Source organism: Acinetobacter sp. (assembly GCF_039596015.1).
In the GTDB taxonomy this organism is placed as follows: domain Bacteria; phylum Pseudomonadota; class Gammaproteobacteria; order Pseudomonadales; family Moraxellaceae; genus Acinetobacter.
Genome location: NZ_JBCNKN010000002.1, coordinates 1 through 24903, shown reverse-complemented (window position 1 = coordinate 24903; position 24903 = coordinate 1). Strand labels below are relative to the sequence as shown.

General features: G+C 39.3%; 24 protein-coding genes and 4 tRNA genes. 12 read left to right on the top strand and 16 right to left on the bottom strand.

The annotated features are described in order from the left end of the window. Positions 1 to 18 precede the first annotated feature (18 nt). The gene (locus ABDV70_RS01840) at positions 19 to 855 is read left to right on the top strand and encodes a class III extradiol ring-cleavage dioxygenase (protein WP_343594965.1); all 837 of its coding nucleotides are present in this window, start codon (positions 19 to 21) and stop codon (positions 853 to 855) included. 82 nt (positions 856 to 937) lie between these two features. On the opposite strand, the gene ABDV70_RS01835 is transcribed toward ABDV70_RS01840, so the two are convergent. Together ABDV70_RS01835 and rlmH are read right to left on the bottom strand one after the other, a co-directional pair. Next, positions 938 to 1714: a class III extradiol ring-cleavage dioxygenase gene (locus ABDV70_RS01835; RefSeq protein WP_343594963.1), complete on the bottom strand. Its 777-nt coding sequence runs from the start codon at positions 1712 to 1714 to the stop codon at positions 938 to 940. Positions 1715 to 1759: 45 nt separating this feature from the next. Further along, a complete protein-coding gene (gene rlmH / locus ABDV70_RS01830) occupies positions 1760 to 2239 on the bottom strand; it encodes a 23S rRNA (pseudouridine(1915)-N(3))-methyltransferase RlmH (RefSeq protein ID WP_343594961.1) in 480 nt (159 codons plus the stop codon). Positions 2240 to 2811: 572 nt separating this feature from the next. Here rlmH and ABDV70_RS01825 point away from each other — a divergent pair. Together ABDV70_RS01825 and ABDV70_RS01820 are read left to right on the top strand one after the other, a co-directional pair. Then, positions 2812 to 3084 (top strand): hypothetical protein, encoded by a 273-nt coding sequence (locus tag ABDV70_RS01825; protein WP_343594960.1) that lies wholly within the window; start codon positions 2812 to 2814, stop codon positions 3082 to 3084. Positions 3085 to 3460: 376 nt separating this feature from the next. Beyond that, a complete protein-coding gene (locus tag ABDV70_RS01820; RefSeq protein ID WP_343594959.1) occupies positions 3461 to 3874 on the top strand; it encodes an RcnB family protein in 414 nt (137 codons plus the stop codon). A 170-nt stretch (positions 3875 to 4044) separates the two neighbouring features. On the opposite strand, the gene lon is transcribed toward ABDV70_RS01820, so the two are convergent. From lon to ABDV70_RS01805, 3 genes are all read right to left on the bottom strand, one after another. Beyond that, the gene (gene lon / locus ABDV70_RS01815; protein WP_343594957.1) at positions 4045 to 6477 is read right to left on the bottom strand and encodes an endopeptidase La; all 2433 of its coding nucleotides are present in this window, start codon (positions 6475 to 6477) and stop codon (positions 4045 to 4047) included. 125 nt (positions 6478 to 6602) lie between these two features. Beyond that, positions 6603 to 7196 carry a 5-formyltetrahydrofolate cyclo-ligase gene (locus ABDV70_RS01810; protein ID WP_343594955.1) on the bottom strand — a complete coding sequence of 198 codons (594 nt, stop codon included), beginning with the start codon at positions 7194 to 7196 and terminating at the stop codon, positions 6603 to 6605. Positions 7197 to 7374: 178 nt separating this feature from the next. Then, positions 7375 to 7460: transfer RNA gene (locus tag ABDV70_RS01805), tRNA-Leu, on the bottom strand. A 199-nt stretch (positions 7461 to 7659) separates the two neighbouring features. On the opposite strand from ABDV70_RS01805, the gene ABDV70_RS01800 reads away from it, so the two are divergent. Continuing rightward, entirely contained in the window at positions 7660 to 8055 is a 396-nt protein-coding gene (locus tag ABDV70_RS01800) for a rhodanese-like domain-containing protein (RefSeq protein ID WP_343594953.1), read from the top strand. 94 nt (positions 8056 to 8149) lie between these two features. Here the strand turns inward: ABDV70_RS01800 and ABDV70_RS01795 are convergent. The 3 genes from ABDV70_RS01795 to ABDV70_RS01785 all read right to left on the bottom strand — a co-directional run bounded on the left by ABDV70_RS01795 (position 8150) and on the right by ABDV70_RS01785 (position 8633). Further along, a tRNA-Leu gene (locus ABDV70_RS01795) sits at positions 8150 to 8235 on the bottom strand. A 224-nt stretch (positions 8236 to 8459) separates the two neighbouring features. Further along, positions 8460 to 8545 (bottom strand) — tRNA-Leu (locus tag ABDV70_RS01790). Positions 8546 to 8559: 14 nt separating this feature from the next. After that, a tRNA-Cys gene (locus ABDV70_RS01785) sits at positions 8560 to 8633 on the bottom strand. Between the two features lie 154 nt (positions 8634 to 8787). Between ABDV70_RS01785 and folD the strand changes: the two genes are divergently transcribed. Continuing rightward, a complete protein-coding gene (folD, locus tag ABDV70_RS01780) occupies positions 8788 to 9639 on the top strand; it encodes a bifunctional methylenetetrahydrofolate dehydrogenase/methenyltetrahydrofolate cyclohydrolase FolD (RefSeq protein ID WP_343594951.1) in 852 nt (283 codons plus the stop codon). Between the two features lie 101 nt (positions 9640 to 9740). Continuing rightward, complete coding sequence (locus tag ABDV70_RS01775) at positions 9741 to 10412, top strand: 50S ribosomal protein L11 methyltransferase (RefSeq protein ID WP_343594949.1); 672 nt, start codon at positions 9741 to 9743, stop codon at positions 10410 to 10412. A 54-nt stretch (positions 10413 to 10466) separates the two neighbouring features. Here the strand turns inward: ABDV70_RS01775 and ABDV70_RS01770 are convergent, their stop codons facing one another. Further along, the gene (locus ABDV70_RS01770) at positions 10467 to 10892 is read right to left on the bottom strand and encodes a hypothetical protein (protein ID WP_343594947.1); all 426 of its coding nucleotides are present in this window, start codon (positions 10890 to 10892) and stop codon (positions 10467 to 10469) included. Positions 10893 to 11125: 233 nt separating this feature from the next. On the opposite strand from ABDV70_RS01770, the gene ABDV70_RS01765 reads away from it, so the two are divergent. Next, positions 11126 to 12424, top strand: a complete 1299-nt coding sequence (locus ABDV70_RS01765) for an MFS transporter (protein WP_343594945.1) — start codon at positions 11126 to 11128, stop codon at positions 12422 to 12424. Positions 12425 to 12495: 71 nt separating this feature from the next. On the opposite strand, the gene ABDV70_RS01760 is transcribed toward ABDV70_RS01765, so the two are convergent. Further along, positions 12496 to 12888 (bottom strand): hypothetical protein, encoded by a 393-nt coding sequence (locus ABDV70_RS01760; protein WP_343594943.1) that lies wholly within the window; start codon positions 12886 to 12888, stop codon positions 12496 to 12498. 112 nt (positions 12889 to 13000) lie between these two features. Continuing rightward, positions 13001 to 14839, bottom strand: a complete 1839-nt coding sequence (locus ABDV70_RS01755; RefSeq protein WP_343594941.1) for a phosphoenolpyruvate carboxykinase (GTP) — start codon at positions 14837 to 14839, stop codon at positions 13001 to 13003. Between the two features lie 393 nt (positions 14840 to 15232). Here ABDV70_RS01755 and ABDV70_RS01750 point away from each other — a divergent pair, with 393 nt between their 5' ends. The 5 genes from ABDV70_RS01750 (at position 15233) to ABDV70_RS01730 (ending at position 20633) form a co-directional block, all read left to right on the top strand. Continuing rightward, a complete protein-coding gene (locus ABDV70_RS01750) occupies positions 15233 to 16174 on the top strand; it encodes a diacylglycerol kinase family protein (protein ID WP_343594939.1) in 942 nt (313 codons plus the stop codon). Beyond that, positions 16155 to 16916, top strand: a complete 762-nt coding sequence (locus tag ABDV70_RS01745) for a metallophosphoesterase (RefSeq protein WP_343594938.1) — start codon at positions 16155 to 16157, stop codon at positions 16914 to 16916. Before ABDV70_RS01750 ends, ABDV70_RS01745 begins: the two co-directional genes overlap by 20 nt. Positions 16917 to 17110: 194 nt before the next feature. Continuing rightward, positions 17111 to 17401: a co-chaperone GroES gene (locus ABDV70_RS01740; RefSeq protein ID WP_000065579.1), complete on the top strand. Its 291-nt coding sequence runs from the start codon at positions 17111 to 17113 to the stop codon at positions 17399 to 17401. Between the two features lie 57 nt (positions 17402 to 17458). After that, positions 17459 to 19093, top strand: coding sequence for a chaperonin GroEL (gene groL / locus ABDV70_RS01735; protein WP_343594936.1), 1635 nt, complete (start codon positions 17459 to 17461; stop codon positions 19091 to 19093). A 232-nt stretch (positions 19094 to 19325) separates the two neighbouring features. Further along, complete coding sequence (locus tag ABDV70_RS01730; RefSeq protein WP_343594934.1) at positions 19326 to 20633, top strand: MFS transporter; 1308 nt, start codon at positions 19326 to 19328, stop codon at positions 20631 to 20633. 202 nt (positions 20634 to 20835) lie between these two features. On the opposite strand, the gene ABDV70_RS01725 is transcribed toward ABDV70_RS01730, so the two are convergent. From ABDV70_RS01725 to ABDV70_RS01705, 5 genes are read right to left on the bottom strand one after another with little or no spacing between them, the layout of a single operon-like run. Next, a complete protein-coding gene (locus ABDV70_RS01725) occupies positions 20836 to 22749 on the bottom strand; it encodes a hypothetical protein (RefSeq protein WP_343594932.1) in 1914 nt (637 codons plus the stop codon). A gap of 10 nt (positions 22750 to 22759) precedes the next feature. Continuing rightward, a complete protein-coding gene (locus ABDV70_RS01720) occupies positions 22760 to 23404 on the bottom strand; it encodes a hypothetical protein (protein ID WP_343594930.1) in 645 nt (214 codons plus the stop codon). Next, a complete protein-coding gene (locus tag ABDV70_RS01715; RefSeq protein ID WP_343594928.1) occupies positions 23404 to 23826 on the bottom strand; it encodes a hypothetical protein in 423 nt (140 codons plus the stop codon). The genes ABDV70_RS01720 and ABDV70_RS01715 overlap by 1 nt, the downstream gene beginning before the upstream one ends. Next, positions 23804 to 24313 (bottom strand): prepilin-type N-terminal cleavage/methylation domain-containing protein, encoded by a 510-nt coding sequence (locus tag ABDV70_RS01710; RefSeq protein ID WP_343594927.1) that lies wholly within the window; start codon positions 24311 to 24313, stop codon positions 23804 to 23806. Before ABDV70_RS01710 ends, ABDV70_RS01715 begins: the two co-directional genes overlap by 23 nt. Continuing rightward, the gene (locus tag ABDV70_RS01705) at positions 24307 to 24717 is read right to left on the bottom strand and encodes a type IV pilin protein (RefSeq protein ID WP_343594926.1); all 411 of its coding nucleotides are present in this window, start codon (positions 24715 to 24717) and stop codon (positions 24307 to 24309) included. Before ABDV70_RS01705 ends, ABDV70_RS01710 begins: the two co-directional genes overlap by 7 nt. Positions 24718 to 24903: the final 186 nt, after the last annotated feature.

The window sequence follows — 24903 nt, the reverse complement described above, 5'->3', positions numbered from 1 at the left end:
TAAAAAAGAAGGTGTGTTATGTCAAAAGGTATAGTGACTCGCCAACCTGTTTATTTTATTTCTCATGGTGGTGGGCCTTGGCCGTGGATGCCTGAGCAATTAAAAACAGTTTATGCAAAATTGGCACAATCTTTGGCTGCATTATTGCCTTCTTTGCCACAACGTCCAAAAGCAATCCTGATGGTGTCTGCACATTGGGAAGAGTCGCAGTTTACAGTGCAAACCACGCTAAAACCTGACATGATTTATGATTATGGTGGATTCCCTGAACATACTTATCATGTACATTACTCATCCGATGGCTCTCCTGTATTGGCACAACGGGTGACGGAATTGCTTCAGGTTGCAAAGATTGAGGTGCGTCAAAATGCACAACGGGGATATGACCACGGTATGTTTTCACCGATGCAGGTCATCAATCCGACAGCAGATATTCCTGTGGTACAGCTTTCTTTGAAGCGTGGTTTAGACCCGCAAGCTCATATTGAACTGGGTCGTGCACTTGCACCTCTGCGAGATGAAAATGTACTCATTATTGGAAGTGGTTTGAGTTATCACAATTTAGGAATGTTCAATTATCTTGCAGCAAAACCTTCTCAGGCATTTGATGAATGGTTATATACTGCGGTTGTAGAGCATAAAGGTGAGCAACGCAATCAACTCTTGAATGCTTGGGAGCAAGCGCCCGCTGCACGTATGGCACATCCACGTGAGGAACATTTGTTACCTTTGATGGTGGCAGCAGGTGCAGCAGAGCAAGAAGAAGCGGTGAGAAGTTACCACGAAACCCAATTCGTCGGTGGGGTGTGGGTGTCTAACTTTGCATTTGGTCAACACAATCTAACTGCTGTTTAGTGGGTAAATACGGGGCAGGCTTGGTTATTTCCTGCCTCGTTTAAGATGCCGACAACATCAGCTTTTTACGTAAAAATAAATTTTAATCGAAACGATAAATATCCATCCCTAGACTTCCCATCGAAAAACTACTATGTACCAGATTAAAACGATGTCCCGTACCCATCGCAAAGAATAAAGGGGCAAGATGTTCTAAACTCGGATGATTCTGCTGAATATAGGGTAAATTTTCCCAATCTAAAACCGCTTCATAATCTTGATGTGCCAGTTTTTGCACCACATATTGACGAAACTCAGTTGCCCAATGAGGGACTTCGGCATCTGGTGTATGCCATGCAAGGGTAGATAGATTATGAGTGATGCTACCTGATCCGATAATCAATATTTGCTGTTGTCTTAAACTACGAAGTGTCTGACCAAGTTGATATAATTTTTCAGCAGAAAAATACTTGGGTAATGAAATTTCAATGACAGGGATATCTGCTTGCGGGTACATATGGAGCAGAGGCATCCATACGCCATGATCTCGTGGGCGAGTGCTATTGGCATGTGCTTGAAAGCCAGCCTCAGCCAATAAAAACAGTAGTTGTTCCGCAAGTGCTGGGTTTCCCGCAGCAGGGTAACGAATTCGATAAAGTTCTTCAGGAAATCCACGAAAATCATGCCAAGTTTCAGGTCGGTTGGCAGTGCTGACTTCGAGTGCCTGACTTTCCCAATGCGCTGACATTACAATGATTGCCTGCGGTTTAGGTAAATTAAAACTCAAACGTTCTAGCGCAGGGCCAACCTGTTCAGGGTCAAGTGCCAACATAGGCGAACCATGAGAAATAAATAAACCAGGAAGCGTCTGTAAATTCATAAAAACCTAAACATTAAATCAGTGAAAAATGAAAATTTGCAAAAATTAGGCACGATGATAGGGATGATTATGGTTAATACTCATGGCACGATAAAGTTGTTCTATTAACATAACGCGAACCAGAGGGTGGGGTAAGGTCAGTTTGGACAATGACCAATGCCATTTTGCAGCCTGACGTACAGCATCGCTTAAACCATCAGGCCCGCCAATGGCAAGCGCAATATCCTGACCATCGAGCATCCAGCTTTGCATAGTGGTTGCAAGTTTTTCTGTACTGAGTTCCCGGCCACCAACTTCTAGTGCAATGAGTGTTTCATTGGGTTTGAGTGCTGCAAGAATTGCCTCACCTTCAACCTGACAATACTTTAAAATATCTGCTTCTGAATCATTCTTGCCACGTTTCGCCATCGGTAGTTCAACAAATTGAGTTTGTACAAAGGGTTGAATCCGTTTTAAATAGTCATCTACACCAGTCAACACCCAAGCAGGCATTTTCTGCCCGATAGTTAAAATACGAATCTTCATTGTGACAATCTTTGCGAAAAAAACAATTATAACCTGAGCGAAGATAAACAAAGCAAGGCTTTGTCTGAGCGCAAGGCGAAAGCTATGCTTGAGTGATAAGAAGATAAACAAAGCAAGGCTTTGTCTTGAGAAGCGGCTAAAGCTTCGCAAGAAGGCGAAAGCTATGCTTGAGTGATAAGAAGATAAATAAAGATCAATCAAAAATAGCGTGTGTATTGCAGTAGGTAGGGAAAGTGAGCTTTTGATCTGAGTTGACAATATTGTTTAGTCGCTTAGTTGGGACATTAAAACCCATCGAGATCACAGCATATTTGTTAAAAATCACTTTAAATGTTACAGAAGCCGCACAAAAGAGTGGGTTTGTTAAACAAATAGATTAATTCGAAATAGAATATGCAAAACTTATTACATAAGGAAATGACTCTCTACATCATCAACCTATATTTAAGGACTAATTTATTTCTCAAGCAGGATCCATCTTCAAAGTTTTGTAAGAAAGCGGAGTTGATGCAAATCCTTAATATTTTTAGTCAGGTCTTGGCTTGATGGTGAAAAAAAAGAGGTAAATAGCGATGTTGAAGAAAATTATAACCACTGTGTTAGTGGTTTCGACAGTAGCCACCAGTAGCTTAGCAATGGCAAATCCTTGGCATGACCGTGGTGGAGATCGTCATGGCTATAACTACCGAGGTGATTATCGAGATCACCGAGATTACCGTGGTTGGGATCATCGCCACGGAGGGTGGGACCATAGACGAGATCGTTGGTCACATGGAGAGCGCTTTTCACCTCGTTACCATCATGTAAATTGGAATGAGCATCGCGCACCATATTCACACCGTTAGGCACATGTCGTGAGCTATTGATGACAATGGTTTTGGTGTCACTGCGCAAGTGATTCGATCATTTTAAAAATCGATTATATTTGACTAGAAAACTGCTTCCTTTGAAGCAGTTTTTTTATGTGGATTTACCGTAAATTTTCATAAAATCAAAAAATTAAGATTTGCTTAAGCCACTAAAAATTGCAGTAATTGCGTAGTGAAATCGGACAAAGCATTGCATAAATCTGCACAGATCTACATGGTTTCTCTTAAATATTGACGTACATTGGTGAAAAGCGTAGCACGGTACATCAAATTAAATGTATGCGTGAAAGTATCAATATTTTGCTCTATTTGCTCTAAATGATATCTAGATGCAAAATGGTAGGAGATAGAAATGCGTAAGTCAAAATGGATGGCGGTCGTCTTGGCACTCAGCACCAGTCTTGCATCGGGTCTAACTTTGGCAGATCCGTGGGAGCATGGTGATCGACCATCAGAATATTATGGGTATCATCATGATCACCATTGGGATGAGCCACCACACGATTGGCGAGACCATCCACCGCATGATTGGAGATATTATCCACCTCATGATTACTGGCGAGATCGAGATCACCCAGTTCGTTATTGGCATGAAGGCGAATATATTCCACGTGGTTATATGGATGAGCGCTACTATGTAGACTGGCATGAACAGCGTTTACCACCACCACCGTATGGTCATCGTTGGATGAGAATTAATGGTGATTATGTTTTGGTTGCAGCAGCATCCAGTCTAATTACTGCAATCTTGCTCGGTTCACATTAAATAAAGCCGTCACTCGTATTTAGTTCATTAAATTTTAAAATCATCGTTCCACGTGGGGCGGTGATTTTTGCTTTTTATCAGGCAATATTAAAACTGTTCTTAGCCAGATTTTAGCTAGAATAAAAAACCCTGCTTTTACAAGCAGGGTTTCATTTTATGAACAGAACAAATTAATGTCGAGCAATCGCATTACCTTCATCAATTGCTTTAACAATCGGTGTTTTAGGTAGCGGTTTTGGCATTTCGACTAATGCAAGTGGCAAGATTTCATCAATGCTTTTCACTGCTTTGATTTCTAGTCCTTCTTTAACATTATCTGGAATTTCAGCTAAATCGCGGACATTCTCTTGTGGGATAAAGACTAACTTCACGCCACCACGATGTGCTGCAAGAAGTTTCTCTTTTAATCCACCGATACGCATTGCACGACCACCAAGGCTTGTTTCACCTGTCATAGCAATATCTGGACGAATCGCAATTCCTGTAAAAGCAGAAACTAAAGCTGTTGTCAGTGCCAAACCTGCCGATGGACCATCTTTTGGTGTTGCACCTTCAGGTAAATGCACGTGTACGTCAGTTTCTTCAAAACGAGAGGCTTCAATACCTAACTCATCAGCACGTGTGCGAACGACAGTCATTGCGGCAGTAATTGATTCTTTCATGACATCACCGAGTGAACCCGTAGTAATGAATTTACCTTTACCTTTTACCGCAGCAACTTCAATTGTGAGTAATTCACCACCCACCGAAGTCCATGCTAAACCGTTAACACGTCCGACTTGCGCTTCTTCTTCTGCCATACCAAAGTCAAATTTATGTGGACCTAAGTAGTCAGGAAGATTTGCAGAGGTAATATCTGCCTGTAAGTTTTTAGCCTTTTTACTTACAGCCTCTTTCACCACTTTACGTGCAATTTTAGAAACTTCACGTTCTAGACTACGGACACCTGCCTCGCGTGTATAACGCTGCACGATATCGCGGATTGCTTCTTCATGAACGGTGAGTTCTTTAGCACGTAAACCATTGTCTTTAATTGCTTTTGGAACAAGGTAACGCGAAGCAATATTGACTTTCTCATCTTCGGTGTAGCCCGGTAGACGAATGACCTCCATACGGTCAAGCAATGCTTCGGGAATGTTCATGCTGTTGGCTGTACAGATAAACATCACCTCAGACAAGTCCAAATCTAAGTCTAAATAGTGGTCGTTAAACTTACTATTTTGAGATGGATCAAGTACTTCAAGCAATGCAGATGCAGGGTCGCCACGGTAGTCTTGTGCCATCTTGTCAATTTCATCAAGCAAGAACAATGGGTTCTTTACGCCAACTTTAGACAATGATTGGACAATTTTACCCGGCATCGCACCAATATAAGTACGACGGTGACCACGAATTTCTGCTTCGTCACGTACACCACCAAGTGCCATACGTACAAACTCACGACCAGTTGCTTTGGCAATAGATTCACCCAAAGACGTTTTACCCACCCCTGGAGGACCGACCAAACACAAAATTGGCCCGCGAAGTTTTTTCACACGAGATTGAACTGCTAAGTACTCAACGATTCGAGCTTTTACTTCGTCCAGACCATAATGATCTGTGTCTAAAATTTCTTGTGCTTTTGCCAAGTTAATGCTGACTTTGCTGGCTTTGTTCCACGGTGTATCTAAAATCACATCGAGGTAATTACGCACCACAGCCGCTTCACTTGAAGCAGGTTGCATTGCTTTTAACTTACGGAACTCTGCATCGGCTTTTTTACGAACATGCTCAGGCAAATCAGCCTCTGCAAGACGTTTTTCAAGCTCTGCGACATCGTCTTCAGCACCGCCATTCATATCGGAAAGTTCACGTTGAATAACCTTCATCTTTTCATTGAGGAAGTATTCACGTTGGTTCTTTTCCATTTGACGTTTTACATTGTCATGTAAAGTCTGCTCAATTTGTTGCTCTTCAGATTGATGCAACAAATAAGTCATTAACTCTTTAAAATGTGCTTCAAACTCATCTTGCTCTAAGAAATTTTGTTTTACATCTATATTCAGTGGGACACGAGTCGCGACAAAGAATAAAAGTTGCAATACATCATCAATTTTATTTGCTGCTGCAATCAGTTCACGCGCATTGCGTAGTTTTGCTTCAGCATATTGAGCAAAGAGTGCTTTTAATTCTTGTAATCGATCTGCTTGTGCTTCTGTATCTAATGTCACATGAATTGGGCTTAACGAATGTTCTGCCGTAAAATGATCTTCATGGTCGATAATCTGTTCAAGTTTTGCACGGTGTATGCCTTCGATTAAAACTTTAATACAGTTTTCATCGTTTTCATGGTTCACCACTTGGACAATTTTCGCAACAGTACCGTATTGATACAGATTTTCTTGATCAATATCTTCTGTGAGCGAATCTTTTTGTGCAACCACGAAAACCAAATTGTCACTGCTACGCGCCACATCGACTGCTTTAATTGATTTTTCACGACCAACAAAAAGCGCGATTTGCATGTGTGGATAGACCACTACATCACGTAGTGCCAATAATGGTAATACGTTTGGAACTGCTTGTTCTTGCGAACTTTCATTGTTTAAAATTTGTTTAGTCATGGGCACTCCTAATGAGTGACAACAGTGTTGCCATGAAAATTATAGTGATGTGTTTTTTCTAAATTACAAGGGCAGTTATAGGAAAAAAGTAAAAAAGTCGGAATTTGATTAAAAATATGACCCGCTTAGCGATTAAATATACACCTGTGTTTTGGGGTATACAATGCATCTAAAGGTTGATCCCAAGGTTGCCTTGGTAAAATAGCTGATAAGTATTGAAAATCGTGCGCAATTCCTAAACGGTAGGGAACATGAGTAGCATGTTTTAAGGTGCGGTCATAAAATCCACCGCCCATACCTAAACGTGTTCCTTTTGCATCACAGGCCAGTAAAGGTAAGAGGAGCAAATCTAGATGTTGAATGCCGACACCCCTTTGTTTAGGTTCTAACATACCCAGATGATGTAATGAAAATTGGCGGTTTAGCCATTGCTGGCGTGTGACCCTAACCCAGTTTAAACCTAAATTCATGCTACAGACTTGGGGGAAATAGACCGTTTTGCCTAATTTGAAGCATGCTTCAATGAGTCGGGTTGTTTCGATTTCACCAAAAGCATGTAAATAAAGCCCAACTTTTTTGGCGTGTTTAAATTGAGGGCTACGAGAGACACACTGTAACAGTGCGATAGCCGCTTGCTTTTGTTGAAAGGCATTGAGCTGACGACGTTGTTTGCGTAATTGTTGACGTAACGGTTTGAGTTCAGCAAAGGATAATAACATTTTAAAAATATGCTATAGATAAGCTGATTTTAGTGTAAAGAGAACAGCAACGTAAAACAAGAACTGTAAAGAGAATGATGAAGTAATCTAAAGAGTATGGCAGGATATTGAAAAAATAGACATAAAAAAACCAGCTTACGCTGGATCTTTTGTTTGCACCATTTTAAGCTATATAAAATGGTGCCCGGGGCCGGACTCGAACCGGCACGCTTTGTGGGCGGGGGATTTTAAATCCCCTGTGTCTACCTATTTCACCACCCGGGCATGGGCGCAATCATAGAGAATCAAATAACACTTGGCAAGTATCGGTGCATTTATTTGTAGATGTTTTACACAACTTAATTGTTATTTGCTATAAATAAATGCAACAGATCTGTATTTTTGAAAATAGATCAAATTTCTTAAGAGAAATAAGTAATTAAAATTGATCGCCATAAATGGAAATAATAAGGAGGTGTATAAAATGTCATTGAGTCAAATGGTGCATTATCAGGCAAAACTTGAGTATGAAATGGATTCGTCAGATCTCTACAGCGCATGTGAGATAAATGATCACAATTATATTATCGTCGATGGTCGTTCACCCGAAGCCTTTGCTGTTGAGCATATTCCTGAAGCAATCAATTTATGGCATAAAGAATTGAATACAAATAATACCGCTAAGTTAGATAGAAATAAGACTTATGTGTGTTATTGCGATGGTATTGGTTGTAACGCTTCTACAAAAACAGCATTAAAGTTGCTGACTTTGGGATTTAAAGTCAAAGAGTTGATCGGCGGTTTGGATTGGTGGAAGCGGGATGGATATGCAACAAGCCAGTCAGCAGCGATTAAAAATAAAATAGACTGTGGATGTTGAGTTTGTTGTAATGAAATTAGATTTCAATTTGTCAGACATAAAAAAACCAGCTTAGGCTGGATCTTTTGTTTGCACCATTTTAAGTTATATAAAATGGTGCCCGGGGCCGGACTCGAACCGGCACGCTTTGTGGGCGGGGGATTTTAAATCCCCTGTGTCTACCTATTTCACCACCCGGGCATGGGCGCAATAATAAAATAAGGTGATTGTATTCGCAAGTATTTTTTATTTGTTTGTCGATGTTTTATGCAAAATGAATTCCTTTTATCAATGAACCCATAAACGAAGAAAAAGGAAGATATGAAAGGAGGAGGTTGATCAAAAGCATTAGATTATAAATTTTAGACATAAAAAAACCAGCTTACGCTGGATCTTTTATTTGCACCATTTTAAGCTATATAAAATGGTGCCCGGGGCCGGACTCGAACCGGCACGCTTTGTGGGCGGGGGATTTTAAATCCCCTGTGTCTACCTATTTCACCACCCGGGCGTTTTTACCAAGATTGGAGGCGGAGGTCGGAATCGAACCGGCGTCCACGGAGTTGCAGTCCGCTGCATGACCACTCTGCCACCCCGCCTTGTCTTGGTGATGCACATATTAGCAACCTTTGAAAAAAAAACAATAGGGTGTAGTGTCGATATGCACATAAAATCAACATCTATAAAGAAATTTGGTGAAATAATCATGTATCATTTGCAAAATTAGTTGATACCAGCCTTTGGAGAAGCATTGTGGCATTGGTTCTAGATGGAAAAGCGTTAGCGAAGCAAATTGAAGCTGATTTACTTGCACGAGTGGAAGTATTGAAAGCAAAATCAGGTCGTACCCCAATTTTGGCAACAATTTTGGTGGGTGATGATGGCGCTTCAGCGACTTATGTGCGTATGAAGGGAAATGCTTGTCGTCGTGTTGGAATGGATTCATTAAAAATTGAACTTCCTCAAGAAACAACAACAGCACAATTGTTGGCTGAAATTGAGAAGCTCAATGCTAATCCAGATGTTCATGGTATCTTGTTACAACATCCTGTGCCTGCGCAAATTGATGAGCGTGCATGTTTTGATGCTATTTCTTTGGCAAAAGATGTTGATGGCGTAACTTGTCTTGGTTTTGGTCGTATGGCAATGGGTGAAGCAGCGTATGGTTCTGCAACGCCAGCAGGGATTATGACGATTCTAAAAGAAAACAATATTGAAATTTCTGGTAAACATGCCGTAGTGGTTGGTCGTTCAGCAATTTTAGGTAAACCAATGGCAATGATGTTGTTGCAAGAAAATGCAACAGTTACAATCTGCCACTCACGTACTCAAAACCTTCCAGAGCTTGTTAAGCAGGCGGATATTGTGGTGGGTGCTGTAGGTAAAGCTGAATTAATTCAAAAAGACTGGATTAAAGCGGGTGCTGTAGTTGTTGATGCAGGTTTTCATCCACGTGAAAATGGCGGTGTGGGCGATATTCAACTTCAAGGAATTGAAGAAATTGCATCTGCGTATACACCAGTACCAGGGGGCGTTGGCCCAATGACGATTACAACATTGATTCGTCAAACAGTAGAAGCTGCTGAAAAAGCTTTAGCGCAATAAGTTGATTTAAACTTTAAGCGAATGATCACCATGGATGATGTTATATCAGCATGGTGATTTTTTATGGTTGATGGAGAGGTCGGTGGGGCTAAAATAAAAATATGCAAACTATAGAAAGTAAACAGTTATTTGCACCACGGCAGTTGTTGGATGCATTACATCAGATTATTCCTGATACAGATTTAGTGGTTCAGCAGTTACCCAAAACCCCAATTTCTTTGTGGTTGATTCCATCTGTATTTCCAACGGAACGATTGGATGATGAGGTGATTCGTCGTATTTGGAATGATACGCCATACTGGATTTTTTGTTGGGCTTCGGGTTTGGCGATGGCGCAGTGGCTACTTGCAGAACCACAGCATGTTAAGGGTAAAACCGTGCTTGATTTTGGTTCAGGTTCAGGCGTGGTTGCCATTGCAGCTAAAATGGCAGGTGCAAAAAGAGTGATCTGCTGTGATATTGACCCTGTGAGCTTGGCAGCCTGTCGTGAAAATGCTGAATTAAATGGTGTAGAACTTGAATATTTAGATGATTTATATCGTGCGGAAGAAGTAGATGTATTATTAGCCGCAGATGTTTTATATGATCAGTCTAATCGATTCTTTTTAGATGATTTTTTGAAATTTACTCAAAATGTTTGGGTTGCCGATAGTCGTGTTCGAAATTTTAATCATCCTAATTATATAAAAACAACTGAAAAAGAAGCGACGACATGGCCTGATTTAGACGAAGCAAAAGAATTTAATACAGTCAGTTTTTATCATAATCAATGAGATTAAAGAAAGATGCACTTTGTTGTAAGTACATCTTTTATAACAATAAATAAATCAAGAACAACGATAGCGTATAACCGTAAGCGTACTTGGTCGAGTTTGCATTGCATTGCGTAGGGCAACATTGTCATCGTTACTTAAACTGGTATTACTTAAACCAAAAGTTGCGTTGGTGTGGCCAATTTTTACACCTGTTTGTTCTGGCTGATTTGCTGGATTAACAATTTCATTGGTACTGAGTACATCAATTTTATAATCGTGATTTGCGCCTAAAACACGTTTACAAACATTTTGGAGTTTGGTTGGGTTAGGGTTCTGATTTGCTCGAACAGCAAGGGTGTAGCTAATGATGGCACTGTTGTTTGTTTGGCTTTCGACTTTATAGCCTGAATTGCCGTTGTAGCTTTGAGGCATATTTTGACAGGCTGTTAATCCTGTTGCAAAAAGAGCAAGACTTATTAGTTTTAATGTTTTGTTCATTTGGTATGACCTATAGCATTTTATTGTAGTATGCCATAGCTCAAATAAATACTCATCTGTTTGTGTGTGACCGCCCTTGTAAAAGTTTTATGTCCAGTTTTATGAAGAAGAACTAAGTTGTTATAAAAAACATGATATATCTATGAGTGAGTTCAGGTTTTGATATAAGCCGAAATGAGCGATTGGTATGACAGCAATTCTAAAATGGATAAAAGCTTAGAGAGGAGTGTTATATGACAACGGAACACATATATAGCCCAGAGGAAAAACGGAAACGTATATTTGGTATTGTCGGTGCGGCATCAGGGAATTTGGTTGAGTGGTTCGACTTTTATATTTATGCAGTTTTTGCAGTTTATTTTCAGCAAGCCTTAACAGCACCCGATATGAATTCTACTGCAAAAGCAGTGTATGTTTGGGGGGTGTTTGCTGCAAGTTTCTTTATGCGCCCAATTGGTAGTTGGGTTTTTGGACGAATTGCAGATAAATATGGCCGAAAGCGTTCGATGGTGGTTTCCATTTGTTTGATGGCACTTAGTTCATTTCTGTTTGCAGCGTTGCCGACCTATGGTCAGGTTGGGATGATGGCACCATTTTTATTGTTGCTTGTTCGCTTGTTACAAGGGTTGTCGGTAGGTGGTGAGTATGGTGCAGTTGCGACCTATATGAGTGAGATTGCATTAAAAGGAAAGCGCGGTTTCTATGCGTCTTTTCAATATGTAACACTTTCTGGTGGTCAATTGCTGGCAAGTTTGCTAGGTGTAATAATGCTGGCTTTTTTAACTGAACAGCAATTACAGGATGGTGCTTGGCGTATTCCTTTCGTGATTGGTGGGATTACTGCATTAATTTCATTGCTTGCGCGTAGTAGACTTGAAGAAACTTTATCAAACCAAGACAGTAATCTGAAAGAATCTGGTAGCTTACGAGAGTTATTTTCCAAACATTGGAGATCTTTTCTCTTGGTGGTGGGTTATACCGCAGCAGGGTCATTAAGTTTTTATGTCATTACGGTTTATTCAAAAACCTATATTACAGCTTTAGGTATACCTGGAAAAACAGCCGGCATTATGATGACGGTGGCGTTATTTGTTTATATGCTGGCGCAACCTGTGTTTGGTGCAATTGCGGATCGGATTGGTCGTCGTAAAGCCATGCTGATTTTTAGTGCATCTTTGGCGATCTGTATTTATCCAGTGATGGTTACAGGAATGCATGCAGTGAGTGGCTCACCTGTGATGATTACGTTGTTACTGATTTTCTTAATGTTACTGTTAAGTTTTTATACGTCTATTAGTGGTTTGATTAAAGCTGAGATGTTCCCACCGCATGTACGTGCCCTTGGTGTCGGCTTTTCTTACGCAGTCGCCAATGCAATTTTTGGTGGTTCTGCACCAGCAGTTGCATTGCAATTTAAAGGTGCGGGAATTGAAAATACATTCTTTATTTATGTGATTGTTATGCTAGTTATCTGCTTCTTTTGTAGTTGGAAGTTACCAAAAGAACCAGAATATTTACATCATGATCATTAATCTGTAAATCACTTTCCTGAAATAAAAAATGCCAATCAGTTCATTGACGGATTGGCATTTGAATCATTCGGTTATTTGATTTCTGTTCCACCGAGTGATGCACAGCTTGGCGGTGTAGACAGCCATTTAATTGCAGTACCTGTCATCACAGGTCTTACAATTCTCCATGGCCAAAAGCCAAATCGTTGACTTGCATTATATTGAATCACTGCATCTGCATTTAATTTATGCGCTTTATTGAGAATCTTTGGATATAACTCTGTTACGCTGCCATAAGTTCCTTTAGCAACTTTTATGCGTTTTATTTCTGTAAATTGATAACCTGTTGGTGTTCCAGAAATAAGACAAATTGGTGCTGTTTTTGGCAAAGTCGTTTTTTGGCTGCTTAATGCTGTGTGATCATTTGCATAGATTTCCCCACAAAATGTCATAAGAAGCGTTGTTGTAATGAGATATTTTTTCAAAAGGTTCCCCTTAGGTTGGTTATAAAATTATTGCTAAAACTTCAGTTTTGATAGATTGTATTTATTTTTTGTATAAAAAAGCCGCTAGCGCGGCTTTTTTATATTTTACAAATTAAGCAGCATCTGATGCTTTAATGGCATTTAGAAGCTCAGCTTGGCGATCTTTTAATGCTTTAGGTAAGCGTTCACCAAGTTTGTTGAACAATTCAGTGTGGCTTTCGATTTCTTTTAACCAAAGATCTTTATCTTGAGAGGTTACTTTCTCAAAATCTTGTTTAGAGAAGTCGCTGCCTGTCCAGTTAATATCTTCATATGTTGGAACAAAACCAATTGGTGTTTCAACTGCATTGGCACGACCTTCAACACGGTCAATGATCCACTCAAGAACACGTGTGTTTTGACCGAAACCAGGCCATACGAAGTTACCTTCTTCGTCACGACGGAACCAGTTTACGTTAAAGATTTTTGGTAATTTGTTGCCAGCAGCTTCTGCTTTAGCGCCAACATTTTTACCCATTTCTAACCAATGGCTGAAGTAATCTGCCATGTTGTAACCGGTAAATGGCAACATTGCGAATGGGTCACGACGTACCACGCCTTGTTGACCAACGGCAGCAGCAGTTGTTTCTGAACCCATTGTTGCAGCTTTATATACGCCATCAACCCAGTCAAATGCTTCTGTGATTAATGGTACGGTGTCTGCACGACGACCACCGAAGATAAATGCAGAAATTGGAACACCTGCTGGATTTTCCCAATCAGCGTCAATAGAAGGACACTGAGATGCAGAAACGGTGAAACGAGAGTTCGGGTGAGCTGCTTTTTCACCTGCAACATGTGGTTGACCTTTCCATGTTGTTAGGTTTTCAGGAACTTCTTTGGTTAAACCTTCCCACCAAACTTGACCGTCTTCAGTTACAGCAACGTTAGTATAAATGACATCTTTATACATTGTTTTGATGCAGTTCGGGTTAGTTTTGGTGTTTGTACCTGGTGCTACACCAAAGAAACCTGCTTCTGGGTTGATTGCATAAAGGCGACCATCTTCACCTGGTTTGATCCAAGCAATGTCATCACCTACAGTTTCAATTTTCCAACCTTCATAACCTGCTGGTGGAATCAACATTGCAAAGTTGGTTTTACCACAAGCTGATGGGAATGCTGCTGCGATGTAGTGTTTCTCACCTTGAGGGTTCGTTACACCAAGAATAAGCATGTGTTCTGCTAACCAGCCTTGTTCACGACCCATCACAGATGCGATACGAAGTGCCAAACATTTTTTACCGAGTAATGCGTTACCGCCGTAGCCAGAACCGAATGACCAGATTTCACGAGTTTCTGGATAATGCACGATGTATTTATCAGCATTACATGGCCAAACAACGTCTTTTTGACCTTCTTCAAGTGGTGCACCAACAGAGTGTACGCAAGGAACAAATTCACCATCTGTACCTAAAACGTCATAAACTGCTTTACCCATACGCGCCATTTTACGCATGCTAACAGCAACGTAAGGAGAGTCAGTTAATTCGATACCGATGTGGGCAATGTGGCTACCTAGTGGTCCCATAGAGAATGGAACAACATACATGGTACGGCCTTTCATTGAGCCATCAAATAAACCATTTAATTTTTCGCGCATAATTGCTGGGTTTTCCCAGTTATTTGTTGCGCCAGCATCTTCTTTTTTTTCTGAACAGATAAAAGTACGGTCTTCAACACGAGCAACATCTGAAGGGTCAGAGTTCGCTAAATAAGAGCCAGGGTGCTTTTCTTCGTTGAGTTTTTGCATAGTGCCGTTAGCGATCATCAAGTCGATAAGACGTTGATATTCTTCTTCGCTGCCGTCACACCATTCGATTTTTGCTGGTTTGGTTAATTTAGCAATTTCTTCTACCCATGCAATAAGCTTAGGGTGGCGAACGAATTCTGGTGCATTCACTTGGGTCATGTTGATGGCCTTTTAAAATAAGGAAACCAAACACACAGAGATAACAACAAGCGCTAATCGTGAGTGTGTTAAAAATTGGCGCTATTAAACCACAAAGCTTGCTAAAGTTTAAGATGTCTAAACATTGAGCCTGCAATATATTGAAATGGATGATTTAAATTTAAATTTTAAAAAACATGATGTTACTTTTATTTTTACTTCATTATTTTTCTAAAAAATAGTTAAATTTATTTCATTTATTTTTTGAATGTTTATTTAATTCAATATCTTATGGAATAGAGTAAAAGTTCAAAAATGTAACGAGTACAAAGTTCAATAGGTCTTTCCTTTACATAAACGCACTATATTGTGTCTATAAAACCATCAAAATAGAAGAAAAACAGGAATGAAGATATGGCAGAGCATTTAAAGCCGCTTTCAATTCTATATAATGGAAAATCAGGGTTTCATGCACAAAATAAAGAAGGTGTGTATGAGCAAATGATGACTATTTTTACTGATTATGGTTTTGAGATACAAGTTTTTGAATTTACAGAACAAAATTTAGTTGATGAGGCGATGCAGCAAATACTGTTACGTCATCAGCAAGCGACAGATCAGGGTGTTGTGGTTGCAGCGGGTGGGGATGGAACTTTAAATGCTGTTGCAGCTTATTTGATTCATACAAACATTCCTTTAGGTATTTTGCCACTCGGTACATTTAATTATGTTGCCCGAGCATATAATGTTCCGCTAGAGTTGATTGAGGCGGCCAAGGTGATTGCAACGGGGCAGGTTCTGCCAATTCATGTAGCAAAGCTAAACAATCTCATCTATTTAAATAATGCCAGCTTGGGTTTGTATCCTTTATTTATTGAAAAACGTGAATATTATAATCGCTGGTTTGGGCGTTTTAAAATTCATGCTTATACGTCAGCTCTTGATGTTTTATTCAGGCAATATCCCGACCTAAAGCTTGAAGTTGTTGTGGATGGTGAAAAGTATCCAGTCAAAACGCCATTGGTATTTTTTGGGAATAATCCTTTACAACTCAAAGAAATGAATCTTCAAATTGCTCAATGTGCAAAATTAGGTAAATTGGCGGGAATTGTGGTTGCAAAAAGTGGCAAATCAGCTTTATTTAAACTTTTGTTTCAGTTGGTTCGTGGTGAAATTGAGCGTACCCCAGATGTATATAGTTTTAGTGCTGATCATGTGGAAATTTATGCAAAAAAAGCAAAAAGTTTACGTGTTGCAGTAGATGGGGAGCTACATACGGAAACGTTACCTCTGAAGTTAACTGTTGATCAAAATGCTCTAAATTTAATGGTGCCTTATGTTGTTACATCTGTCTGATTTGCATTTCGGAACAGAGCAGCCTGAATGCCTGACGGCAATTGAGTTGTTTTGTCAGCAACATGAAATTGAGGTCATCGCAGTGAGTGGCGACTTGACACAACGCGCGCGACTTTTACAATTTTTAAGATGTAAAAAATTTCTGGAAGGTCTCAAAATTCCTTATTTGGTCGTGCCGGGTAATCACGATATACCGCTGTATCATGTTTGGCATCGAATCATGAGTCCGTTTGCTGGTTATAACGCATTTTTTGGGGAAGCAGAAGGCGTTCTGGAAACCGAACATTATTATCTGATTGGGGTGAATAGTATTCGTCGTCGGCATCATACCAAAGGGCATATTTCGTTAGAGCAAATTCAATATATCGATGAAATTTTAAAACGGGCACCAGCTGATAAATTAAAAATTATAGTGGTTCATCAACCTTTTTATGCGTCTGCGCAGCATCCACATGGTCTAAAAGATTGTCCTGTTCTTGGGAAAATGGCATTACAAATCTGGAGTAAAAATGGGCTTTTTGCTTTATTACATGGGCATTTACATCAAACAGCTGTATATGATTTAAACCAGATTTATCATTTGCATCAACAGCATCCTGTACTTGAAATTCATGCAGGAACATCGACCTCTTTTCGGTTACGTCGTGATCATCCGAATAGTTTTAATGTATTGACCAAAGAAGGAAGGGTTGAACACTATGTATTTGACCGTATTCAACGCCAATTTATTTTGAGTCATTAGTGCTTAAAAAACAATCTATTGATCTGATGTTTTAAAAATTATGCAAAAAAATGATATTTTTTTTAGGGCTTACCCTTGAAGCAAAATTTTCCATCCCCAAAACAATGACATCCTTATAAATTTCTTTATTGATGGCTTTAAGGAATAAAAAGTCATCATTAACCGTGGAAAAACTTAATCTGATGGAGTTTCCTATGAGCAATATTCGTCCATTACATGATCGTGTTGTGATTCGTCGTGTAGAAGAAGAAACCAAAACTGCAGGTGGAATTTTATTACCTGGTTCAGCGGCTGAAAAACCATCTCAAGGTGAAGTGATCGCTGTTGGTAATGGTCAAATTACAGATAATGGCGTTCGTGCATTAGATGTAAAAGTAGGCGATAAAGTATTGTTTGGTACTTATGCAGGTACAACTGTAAAAGTGAATGGCGAAGAGCTATTAATCATGAAAGAGTCTGACATTTTAGCAGTGTTAGAAGGCTAAGCCGAAAGACTTCATTTTTATCAGATCAAGTATTTATTAAAAAATTCGGAGTAAAACATGTCAGCTAAAGATGTAAAATTTGGTGACTCAGCTCGTTCAAAAATGATCGCAGGCGTAAACGTGCTTGCAGATGCTGTAAAAGTAACTTTAGGCCCTAAAGGTCGTAATGTTGTGATCGACCGTTCTTTCGGCGCGCCACACATCACCAAAGATGGTGTAACTGTTGCTAAAGAAATTTCTTTAAAAGACAAATTTGAAAACATGGGTGCACAACTTGTGCGCGAAGTGTCTTCAAAAACTAACGATATCGCAGGTGACGGTACAACAACTGCAACTGTACTTGCTCAGGCAATTTTAAATGAAGGGATCAAATCAGTGACTGCTGGTATGAACCCAATGGATTTAAAACGTGGTATCGATATTGCGGTTAAATCAGTTGTTGAAAGCATTCGCACAACTGCAAAACCTGCTGATGACTTTAAAGCGATTGAACAAGTGGGTTCGATCTCTGCTAACTCTGACCATACTGTGGGTAAATTAATTGCTCAAGCGATGGAAAAAGTAGGTAAAGAAGGTGTAATCACTGTAGAAGAAGGTTCTGGCTTCGAAGATGCTTTAGACGTTGTTGAAGGTATGCAGTTTGACCGTGGTTATATTTCTCCATACTTCGCTAACAAACAAGATACGCTTACTGCTGAACTTGAGAATCCGTTCATTTTGCTTGTTGATAAAAAAATCAGCAACATCCGTGAATTGATTTCGACTTTAGAAGCAGTTGCTAAAACGGGTAAACCACTTCTTATCATCGCTGAAGATGTTGAAGGCGAAGCACTTGCTACACTTGTTGTGAACAACATGCGCGGTATTATTAAAGTATGTGCGGTGAAAGCACCTGGTTTTGGTGACCGCCGTAAAGCAATGCTTCAAGATATCGCGATTTTGACTGGTGCAACTGTTATTTCTGAAGAAGTAGGTATGTCTTTAGAACAGGCTACTCTTCAAGACTTAGGTACAGCACATAAAATCACTGTTTCTAAAGAAAATACTGTGATCGTTGATGGTGCCGGTGATGCTGCTCAAATCGCTGAGCGTGTTCAACAAATCCGTGCACAAATTGAAGAATCTACGTCTGAATATGACAAAGAAAAACTTCAAGAACGTGTTGCTAAATTAGCAGGCGGTGTTGCAGTAATTAAAATTGGTGCTGCAACTGAAGTTGAAATGAAAGAGAAGAAAGATCGTGTAGACGATGCGCTTCATGCAACACGTGCAGCAGTTGAAGAAGGTGTTGTAGCAGGTGGTGGCGTTGCGCTTGTTCGCGCTGTAAATGCTCTTGATGGTCTTAAAGGTATTAATGAAGATCAAACTGCGGGTATCAACATTTTACGTCGTGCCATCGAAGCACCACTTCGTCAAATCGTTGCAAACGCAGGTGATGAGCCTTCTGTTGTGATTAATGCTGTTAAAAATGGTCAAGGTAACTTCGGTTATAACGCTGCGACTGGCGAATATGGCGATATGCTTGAAATGGGTATTCTTGACCCAGCTAAAGTAACGCGTTCAGCACTTGAACATGCGGCATCTGTTGCTGGTTTAATGCTAACAACTGAATGTATGATTACTGAAATTCCAGAAGACAAACCAGCTGCGCCAGACATGGGCGGTATGGGTGGAATGGGCGGCATGATGTAATCCGCTTTGTACTTGAGTAAATTGCTGATATATAAAGATAACATCAAAATATCTTAGTTATTTACTTACCCTATTACTCACAAATCATTGTGTGGTAATAAAGAAGGTCGCATTAATTAATAATGCGGCCTTTTTGTTGAATACTTATAACAACTGAATATACAACTTTAAGGAATCCCCAATATTGATATAGCATGATTTAGGTCACAGTATATTGTGTTAGAAAACGATCATGTTTGCAGTATTGAAAAATATAACATATAGGCACTTATTCTTAGCTCAAGTGATTGCGTTGGTTGGCACAGGGTTGATTACAATTGCATTGGCTTTCTTGGCTTATGATCTTGCAAAAGGTCAGGCTGCTCAGGTGCTTGGGATTGCTTTGGCCATAAAAATGTTGGCTTACATTGGCGTTGCTCCTATTGCTTCGGCATTTGCAGAGAGGCTTCCGCGTAAAAAGGTTTTGGTTTCGTTAGATATTATTCGTGCTTTGATTACGTTATGTCTGCCATTTGTTACGCAAATTTGGCAAATTTATATTCTGATCTTTATTTTGCAATCTGCATCGGCTGCATTTACTCCAACATTCCAAGCAATGATTCCAGATGTTTTACCAGCAGAAAAGGAATATACCAATGCATTGTCCTTATCACGTTTGGCTTATGATTTAGAAAATATTATCAGCCCAATGTTGGCTGGTTTCTTACTGAGTTATATGAGCTACCACAATTTATTTTTAGGTACCGTGATCGGTTTTATTGGTTCAGCACTTTTTGTTGTGAGTGCCAAGTTACCTACTGCGAAAGTTGCAGAGTTTCAAGGTGTATATAGTCGAATCAAAAAAGGCGCAAAAATTTATTTTAATACCCCGCGTTTGAAAGCACTGTTACTTTTAAATCTTGCGATTGCATCGGCTAGTGCTGTGGTTATTGTAAATACAGTTGTGCTGGTTCAATCTACCTTCAGATTAACTGAGCATGCAACCACATGGGCTTTAGGGTTATTTGGTCTGGGTTCTATGCTGTCCGCATTTATTCTTCCAAGAGTGCTTGATCAGTTTAATGATCGTTCAGTGATGCTCAGTGGGGCTGTAATCCTCGTCGTTGGGCTATTTTGTGGCTATTTAATCCCTTCTTATTATTGGCTTTTAGCACTTTGGTTTATTTTAGGGATTGGCTATTCAGTTTCGCAAACTCCGACAGGTCGGTTAATTCGTAAATCTGCATCAAGTGAAAATAGGACTTCTTTGTTTGCAGCACAATTTGCATTTTCTCATGCCTGCTGGTTAGTTACGTATCCTTTAGTTGGTTGGTTAAGTACCCATTTTGGAACATTGTTCACATTTATTCCTATGGCAATGATCGCTTTAGGCGCAATGGTTTTTGCCTATTTTATTTGGCCTGAACAAGATGATTTAGTTTTATTTCATACGCATGATGATTTACCTGTAGGGCATGAACATTTGGTTCAGCATTATCATAATGGGCGGCATGAACATGAATTTATGATTGATGATTATCATCATAAATGGCCAAAGTAATAAATTTAAGCAGATTGATGACCTATTTAAATGCGTTAGTGATGATGAATTTAAATATGAAAATCGCTGAAATTAAAATAAATCAAATTTTGAAAGATGGGCTGTATTTTCTAGAGGAAAAATCACACCAATAATAATGTTTTAATAAAAAAGAGTTGTATATGGGAATATACAACTCTGGAAAAAATAGAATAAAGAATGATTATAAATAACGTGCCCATTTCATTGTCGCAATGGGGGTAGCATTATTATTTGATGTATTTCCTTCAGGAGGAGATGTGCCTGGTGTAAAGTCGGTATGATTATTTAAGCCAGTTAAATCAATATTTGTTGAGCCACCAACTTTTGAGGATTGTTTCGAAGAATTATTTAATGCCGTTGCTGTAATTCCACCAACGATTGTGGTACTTCCACTCGTATTAAATAAATTACCTGCAATGACATTACCATAAACTTTGGCTGATGCACCTAATGTGATATTGCCACCCGTATAATTTGCCGAACATGTATCAACAGAAGTTGGGTCCGTGCAAGAACCAGAAAGTAACGCAATATTGCCTAAACCTAAAGGAATAAGGGTAGAGCTTGAGCTACATAAATTGGTAGGTATTGCATATTGCGTATTACAAACGGCTGAGGCTCCAGCATAGTTTGGCGAATATAAGATAACACTTCCACCATAACTAATATTGCCTGTTGCAAGGATGGCATTAATATAATGTGCACCGAGTGTCATAGACACATTTCCTTTAAACAATATAATACCAGGCGCTATTGCTGGCGAAACGCCTCGAGTATCACTTAATGACCATGTGCCTAAGCTATAACTAATCGGATTATATCCCCAATATGGGTCTGCAACTTTACCTACAGGGTTAGAACAACTATTACCAGATGCACATAAATAGACTTGTGATTGTCCTTGATATGGGTCTGAAGGGTTTTTAGCAAGATAATATTCTCCTGCGGTTATACCACTCACATTTTGGACTTTAACTTTAATATTATTACTGCTATCTACACTAAAAATATAATTTGCAGAAGCTTCATAAGACAGGGCATTAATAACAGGTTTATTTGTCATACTTACTGTTGCAAGCGCACCTGTAGCGGAAAGATTTGTATTGGTGATGACTTTTGATGATTTTTGACAATTGGAAAAACTACTTGCCGCTAGAGATGTAAAATTATTCCACCCAGAACTCACACAAGTAATTGAACCATTGGCAATAGCAGTATTTATTGATGACCAATTATTTAAATTGATATTTGTTTTTGTATTTAAGTTTCTAATATAACCACCATTATTGGCAATTATTCCATCAGCATAAAAATCACCATTTGTTCCCCAAGCATTATTTGTAATATAACCCTTAGCCGATCCAGTTTGTGTAATTGCAGCACTACCTTGTAATTCGATATATCCATTTGCATATACATACGGAATTTGGGTGGCACTGGTTAAAGTTACATTGCCTGTTACATTGAGGGTTTGTATTCCCGTTAAACTCACACCACCCGTTTTAAAGTTCCCATCGACATTGATGACTGATGTATTTGTACCGTTTTGGGTAATATTAATCCCTCCACTTGCATCAAAGTCAGAATAAATATTTGCAACTGTTGTTCCGCTACTTGGTGGGTTGGTTGTATTAGTTCCGGTACTATTGCCATAATCTACATTATAAATAACCTGAACTTTGGACGATGCTCTGGATGCATTACTTTTATTGGTAATGGTCGCTGTGACTTGGTAAACAGTATTTGTGCCAGTGGGTGCTGTAATCTGATTAATATAAGCAACCATCCAGCCACCATTCGACAACGAACCTGTGGTCGTATTTGATCTGGTTAAAGTTAATGTCTTTTGTTCAAGTGATACCAATTGATCTTTATCTAATGTCTGTAAATATTGACGAGTCGCTTCTACACCTGTCCACACACCAGATTGAACATTGGTTAACGCATGATCTGCGATCAGATTATTTTGCGTACTACGCACATAATACGCTGTCCCTAACATAGATGCTGCAAGTGCTAAACCAACAAGCAACACAATGAGTATGGTGGCAAAACCTTGTTGTCCATGACGTTTACTTAAATTTAATTGAGTCATTTTTGTTTTCCTAGGACGATGCCACAATGTTCAGTAAACATATATTCATATTTATGGTTTGATGAGTACTGGTCGTTGCAGAAACTGTAATATTAGGATGCAGTACAGATGGATCAAGATTGCCAGCGCCATAGGGGGTGCAGGCAGTAGAATTTAAGTTAAATATAACCTGTGCCGGATTTGAAGAATCGGCAGAAATATCACTTAATTGTGCTAAAACGCGATCTTGTATCCATGTTAATGTGGTTAAGTTTGCGGATGAGCAATTTGCATCTGTGCTTTTTAATGAGATGAGCTGTCGTGCTCCAGAAACAGCAATATCTGCCAGTCCATAACAATAAGCAGGGCCATTGGCATATTCAGCTTCTCTCCACAGCAATGCTTGTACATTGGTTTGATTTGTACTCGTAATGGCAATATTACCCATAGTCACTTGCGGAATAGTTGAGTTTAAACCAAAGCCTGCATTTTGTATGAGCATCTGTGTTGTAGAAAAGGCCTGCTGTAGTTGCGAGTCATGTGTTGCGGCTTTACGTGAGTCAGCACCCGTATGTACAACGATGCGATATAAAGATAAAACAGCAATGATACAGAGCATTGCAATGAATAAACCAATTAAGAGGTTGATCAGTGTTACACCTTTTTGTGCATTCATTATAGTGTTTCCCCAACGATTAAATCGCCACCTAATAACGGGCTACTCACTGTAAATTTAATGGGTTGCTGTATTGAGATTGTGGCATTGGCATTATTATTGGTTGGACTATTTATCGTGACATCAAATGAAGGGCATGTGGTGGTAATCGTTAAAGCTGTGGTGTCATTTGGTAAAGTAATGTTAGGACTTTCTGAACCATTACACCATTTCGTTTTTTGATCAGGGGTAGCTGTTTGTAGCTGGGCACGTAAGGCATTGACCACAACATATTGTAAATTTGTTTGTTTTTGGCTAGTCAGCACACGGCCCATACCATAGGAAATACCCAAAATAATAATAGTGGATAGAAGAACAGCAATGATGGCTTCAAGCATGCCTACACCGTGTTGATATCGGCTAATTAAATGTTGGCGTTTCATTTAATCCTCCATTGCTCATCTTGAGACCAAGACTCGTTGAACAGTTTGTTGACCCACTAATATTTTGTGTTGCTCCATCAATCAGTTGGGCGCGGTCATCAAATGCGAGACAGGTAAATGCGCTGTCATCTAACTGTTTAATAGTTACTGTATTGGCAAGTTGATAACTGAAAACAACGGGTGTTAAACAGCTTGCAGCCCCACTTGATGTCGCTTGGTGAATCGTAAGTTGTTGGGTTGTGCTATTCCAGCAGAGTTGACTTGTGACAGTGCCTTGCCATTGGTCTATGGCAAATTCATTGCGTAAAGCTTCAGCTCGTGCCCGATCAATGGCGCTTTGTAATGACCAAACAGCTTTATCTAGCTCAGCCTGTTTAGACCATTGTGTTGTTAAGGCTGTTCCCATAACAACTAAGATTGCCAGAATCGCAATAGTGACCATTAATTCAATTAAGCTAATGCCTCTTTGAACATAATGACCTACCACGAGCTAACTCCAGGACAGTTGGTGATTGTTCGGACATTTGCTTGTGTAATATTGAATGTACAGCCTGTTAGATCTCCTGTTCCTTCGGCTTGTAACGTATATGAGGTTGCTGTTGCAACCGTTGTTTTAAAGTTAAAGACATTTTCACTGGCATGCCATGTTGGAAATGCTGTTGAAATATCCGCAGTCGCATTATATGTAGTTGTTGGATAACTTAAATTACGTTGATAATAATTTTCAAAGACAAGGCTTAAGGCAATTAAATCGGATTGGGCTGCTTTAATATGTGCTTTTTTTACATAATTACTATAACTAGGAACAGAAATTGCAGTTAAGATTGCAAGAATTACAACCGTGATCATTAACTCAATTAATGTAAACCCTTGGGAGAATTGGCTTTTCATTATTTTGCCTAATGGTAAAAAAGATATTGTACCAAATTATTTTGTAAATAATAAATATTATTCTAGGGTAACTTACAACTTAAGTTGGATTAACTATAATAAATAATATAGTCTAAAATTTTTATTCTCAAAATAGAACAACTCTTTTATTTTAAATAAATTTATTATGATATTTTTTCTAGTATA

Coding starts and splice junctions, on each gene's coding strand:
- ABDV70_RS01840 (WP_343594965.1), top strand. CDS start 19: ATGTCAAAAGGTATAGTGACTCGCCAACCTGTTTATTTTATTTCTCAT.
- ABDV70_RS01835 (WP_343594963.1), bottom strand. CDS start 1,714: ATGAATTTACAGACGCTTCCTGGTTTATTTATTTCTCATGGTTCGCCT.
- rlmH (WP_343594961.1), bottom strand. CDS start 2,239: ATGAAGATTCGTATTTTAACTATCGGGCAGAAAATGCCTGCTTGGGTG.
- ABDV70_RS01825 (WP_343594960.1), top strand. CDS start 2,812: ATGTTGAAGAAAATTATAACCACTGTGTTAGTGGTTTCGACAGTAGCC.
- ABDV70_RS01820 (WP_343594959.1), top strand. CDS start 3,461: ATGCGTAAGTCAAAATGGATGGCGGTCGTCTTGGCACTCAGCACCAGT.
- lon (WP_343594957.1), bottom strand. CDS start 6,477: ATGACTAAACAAATTTTAAACAATGAAAGTTCGCAAGAACAAGCAGTT.
- ABDV70_RS01810 (WP_343594955.1), bottom strand. CDS start 7,196: ATGTTATTATCCTTTGCTGAACTCAAACCGTTACGTCAACAATTACGC.
- ABDV70_RS01800 (WP_343594953.1), top strand. CDS start 7,660: ATGTCATTGAGTCAAATGGTGCATTATCAGGCAAAACTTGAGTATGAA.
- ABDV70_RS01775 (WP_343594949.1), top strand. CDS start 9,741: ATGCAAACTATAGAAAGTAAACAGTTATTTGCACCACGGCAGTTGTTG.
- ABDV70_RS01770 (WP_343594947.1), bottom strand. CDS start 10,892: ATGAACAAAACATTAAAACTAATAAGTCTTGCTCTTTTTGCAACAGGA.
- ABDV70_RS01765 (WP_343594945.1), top strand. CDS start 11,126: ATGACAACGGAACACATATATAGCCCAGAGGAAAAACGGAAACGTATA.
- ABDV70_RS01755 (WP_343594941.1), bottom strand. CDS start 14,839: ATGACCCAAGTGAATGCACCAGAATTCGTTCGCCACCCTAAGCTTATT.
- ABDV70_RS01750 (WP_343594939.1), top strand. CDS start 15,233: ATGGCAGAGCATTTAAAGCCGCTTTCAATTCTATATAATGGAAAATCA.
- ABDV70_RS01745 (WP_343594938.1), top strand. CDS start 16,155: ATGTTGTTACATCTGTCTGATTTGCATTTCGGAACAGAGCAGCCTGAA.
- ABDV70_RS01740 (WP_000065579.1), top strand. CDS start 17,111: ATGAGCAATATTCGTCCATTACATGATCGTGTTGTGATTCGTCGTGTA.
- groL (WP_343594936.1), top strand. CDS start 17,459: ATGTCAGCTAAAGATGTAAAATTTGGTGACTCAGCTCGTTCAAAAATG.
- ABDV70_RS01730 (WP_343594934.1), top strand. CDS start 19,326: ATGTTTGCAGTATTGAAAAATATAACATATAGGCACTTATTCTTAGCT.
- ABDV70_RS01725 (WP_343594932.1), bottom strand. CDS start 22,749: ATGACTCAATTAAATTTAAGTAAACGTCATGGACAACAAGGTTTTGCC.
- ABDV70_RS01720 (WP_343594930.1), bottom strand. CDS start 23,404: ATGAATGCACAAAAAGGTGTAACACTGATCAACCTCTTAATTGGTTTA.
- ABDV70_RS01715 (WP_343594928.1), bottom strand. CDS start 23,826: ATGAAACGCCAACATTTAATTAGCCGATATCAACACGGTGTAGGCATG.
- ABDV70_RS01705 (WP_343594926.1), bottom strand. CDS start 24,717: ATGAAAAGCCAATTCTCCCAAGGGTTTACATTAATTGAGTTAATGATC.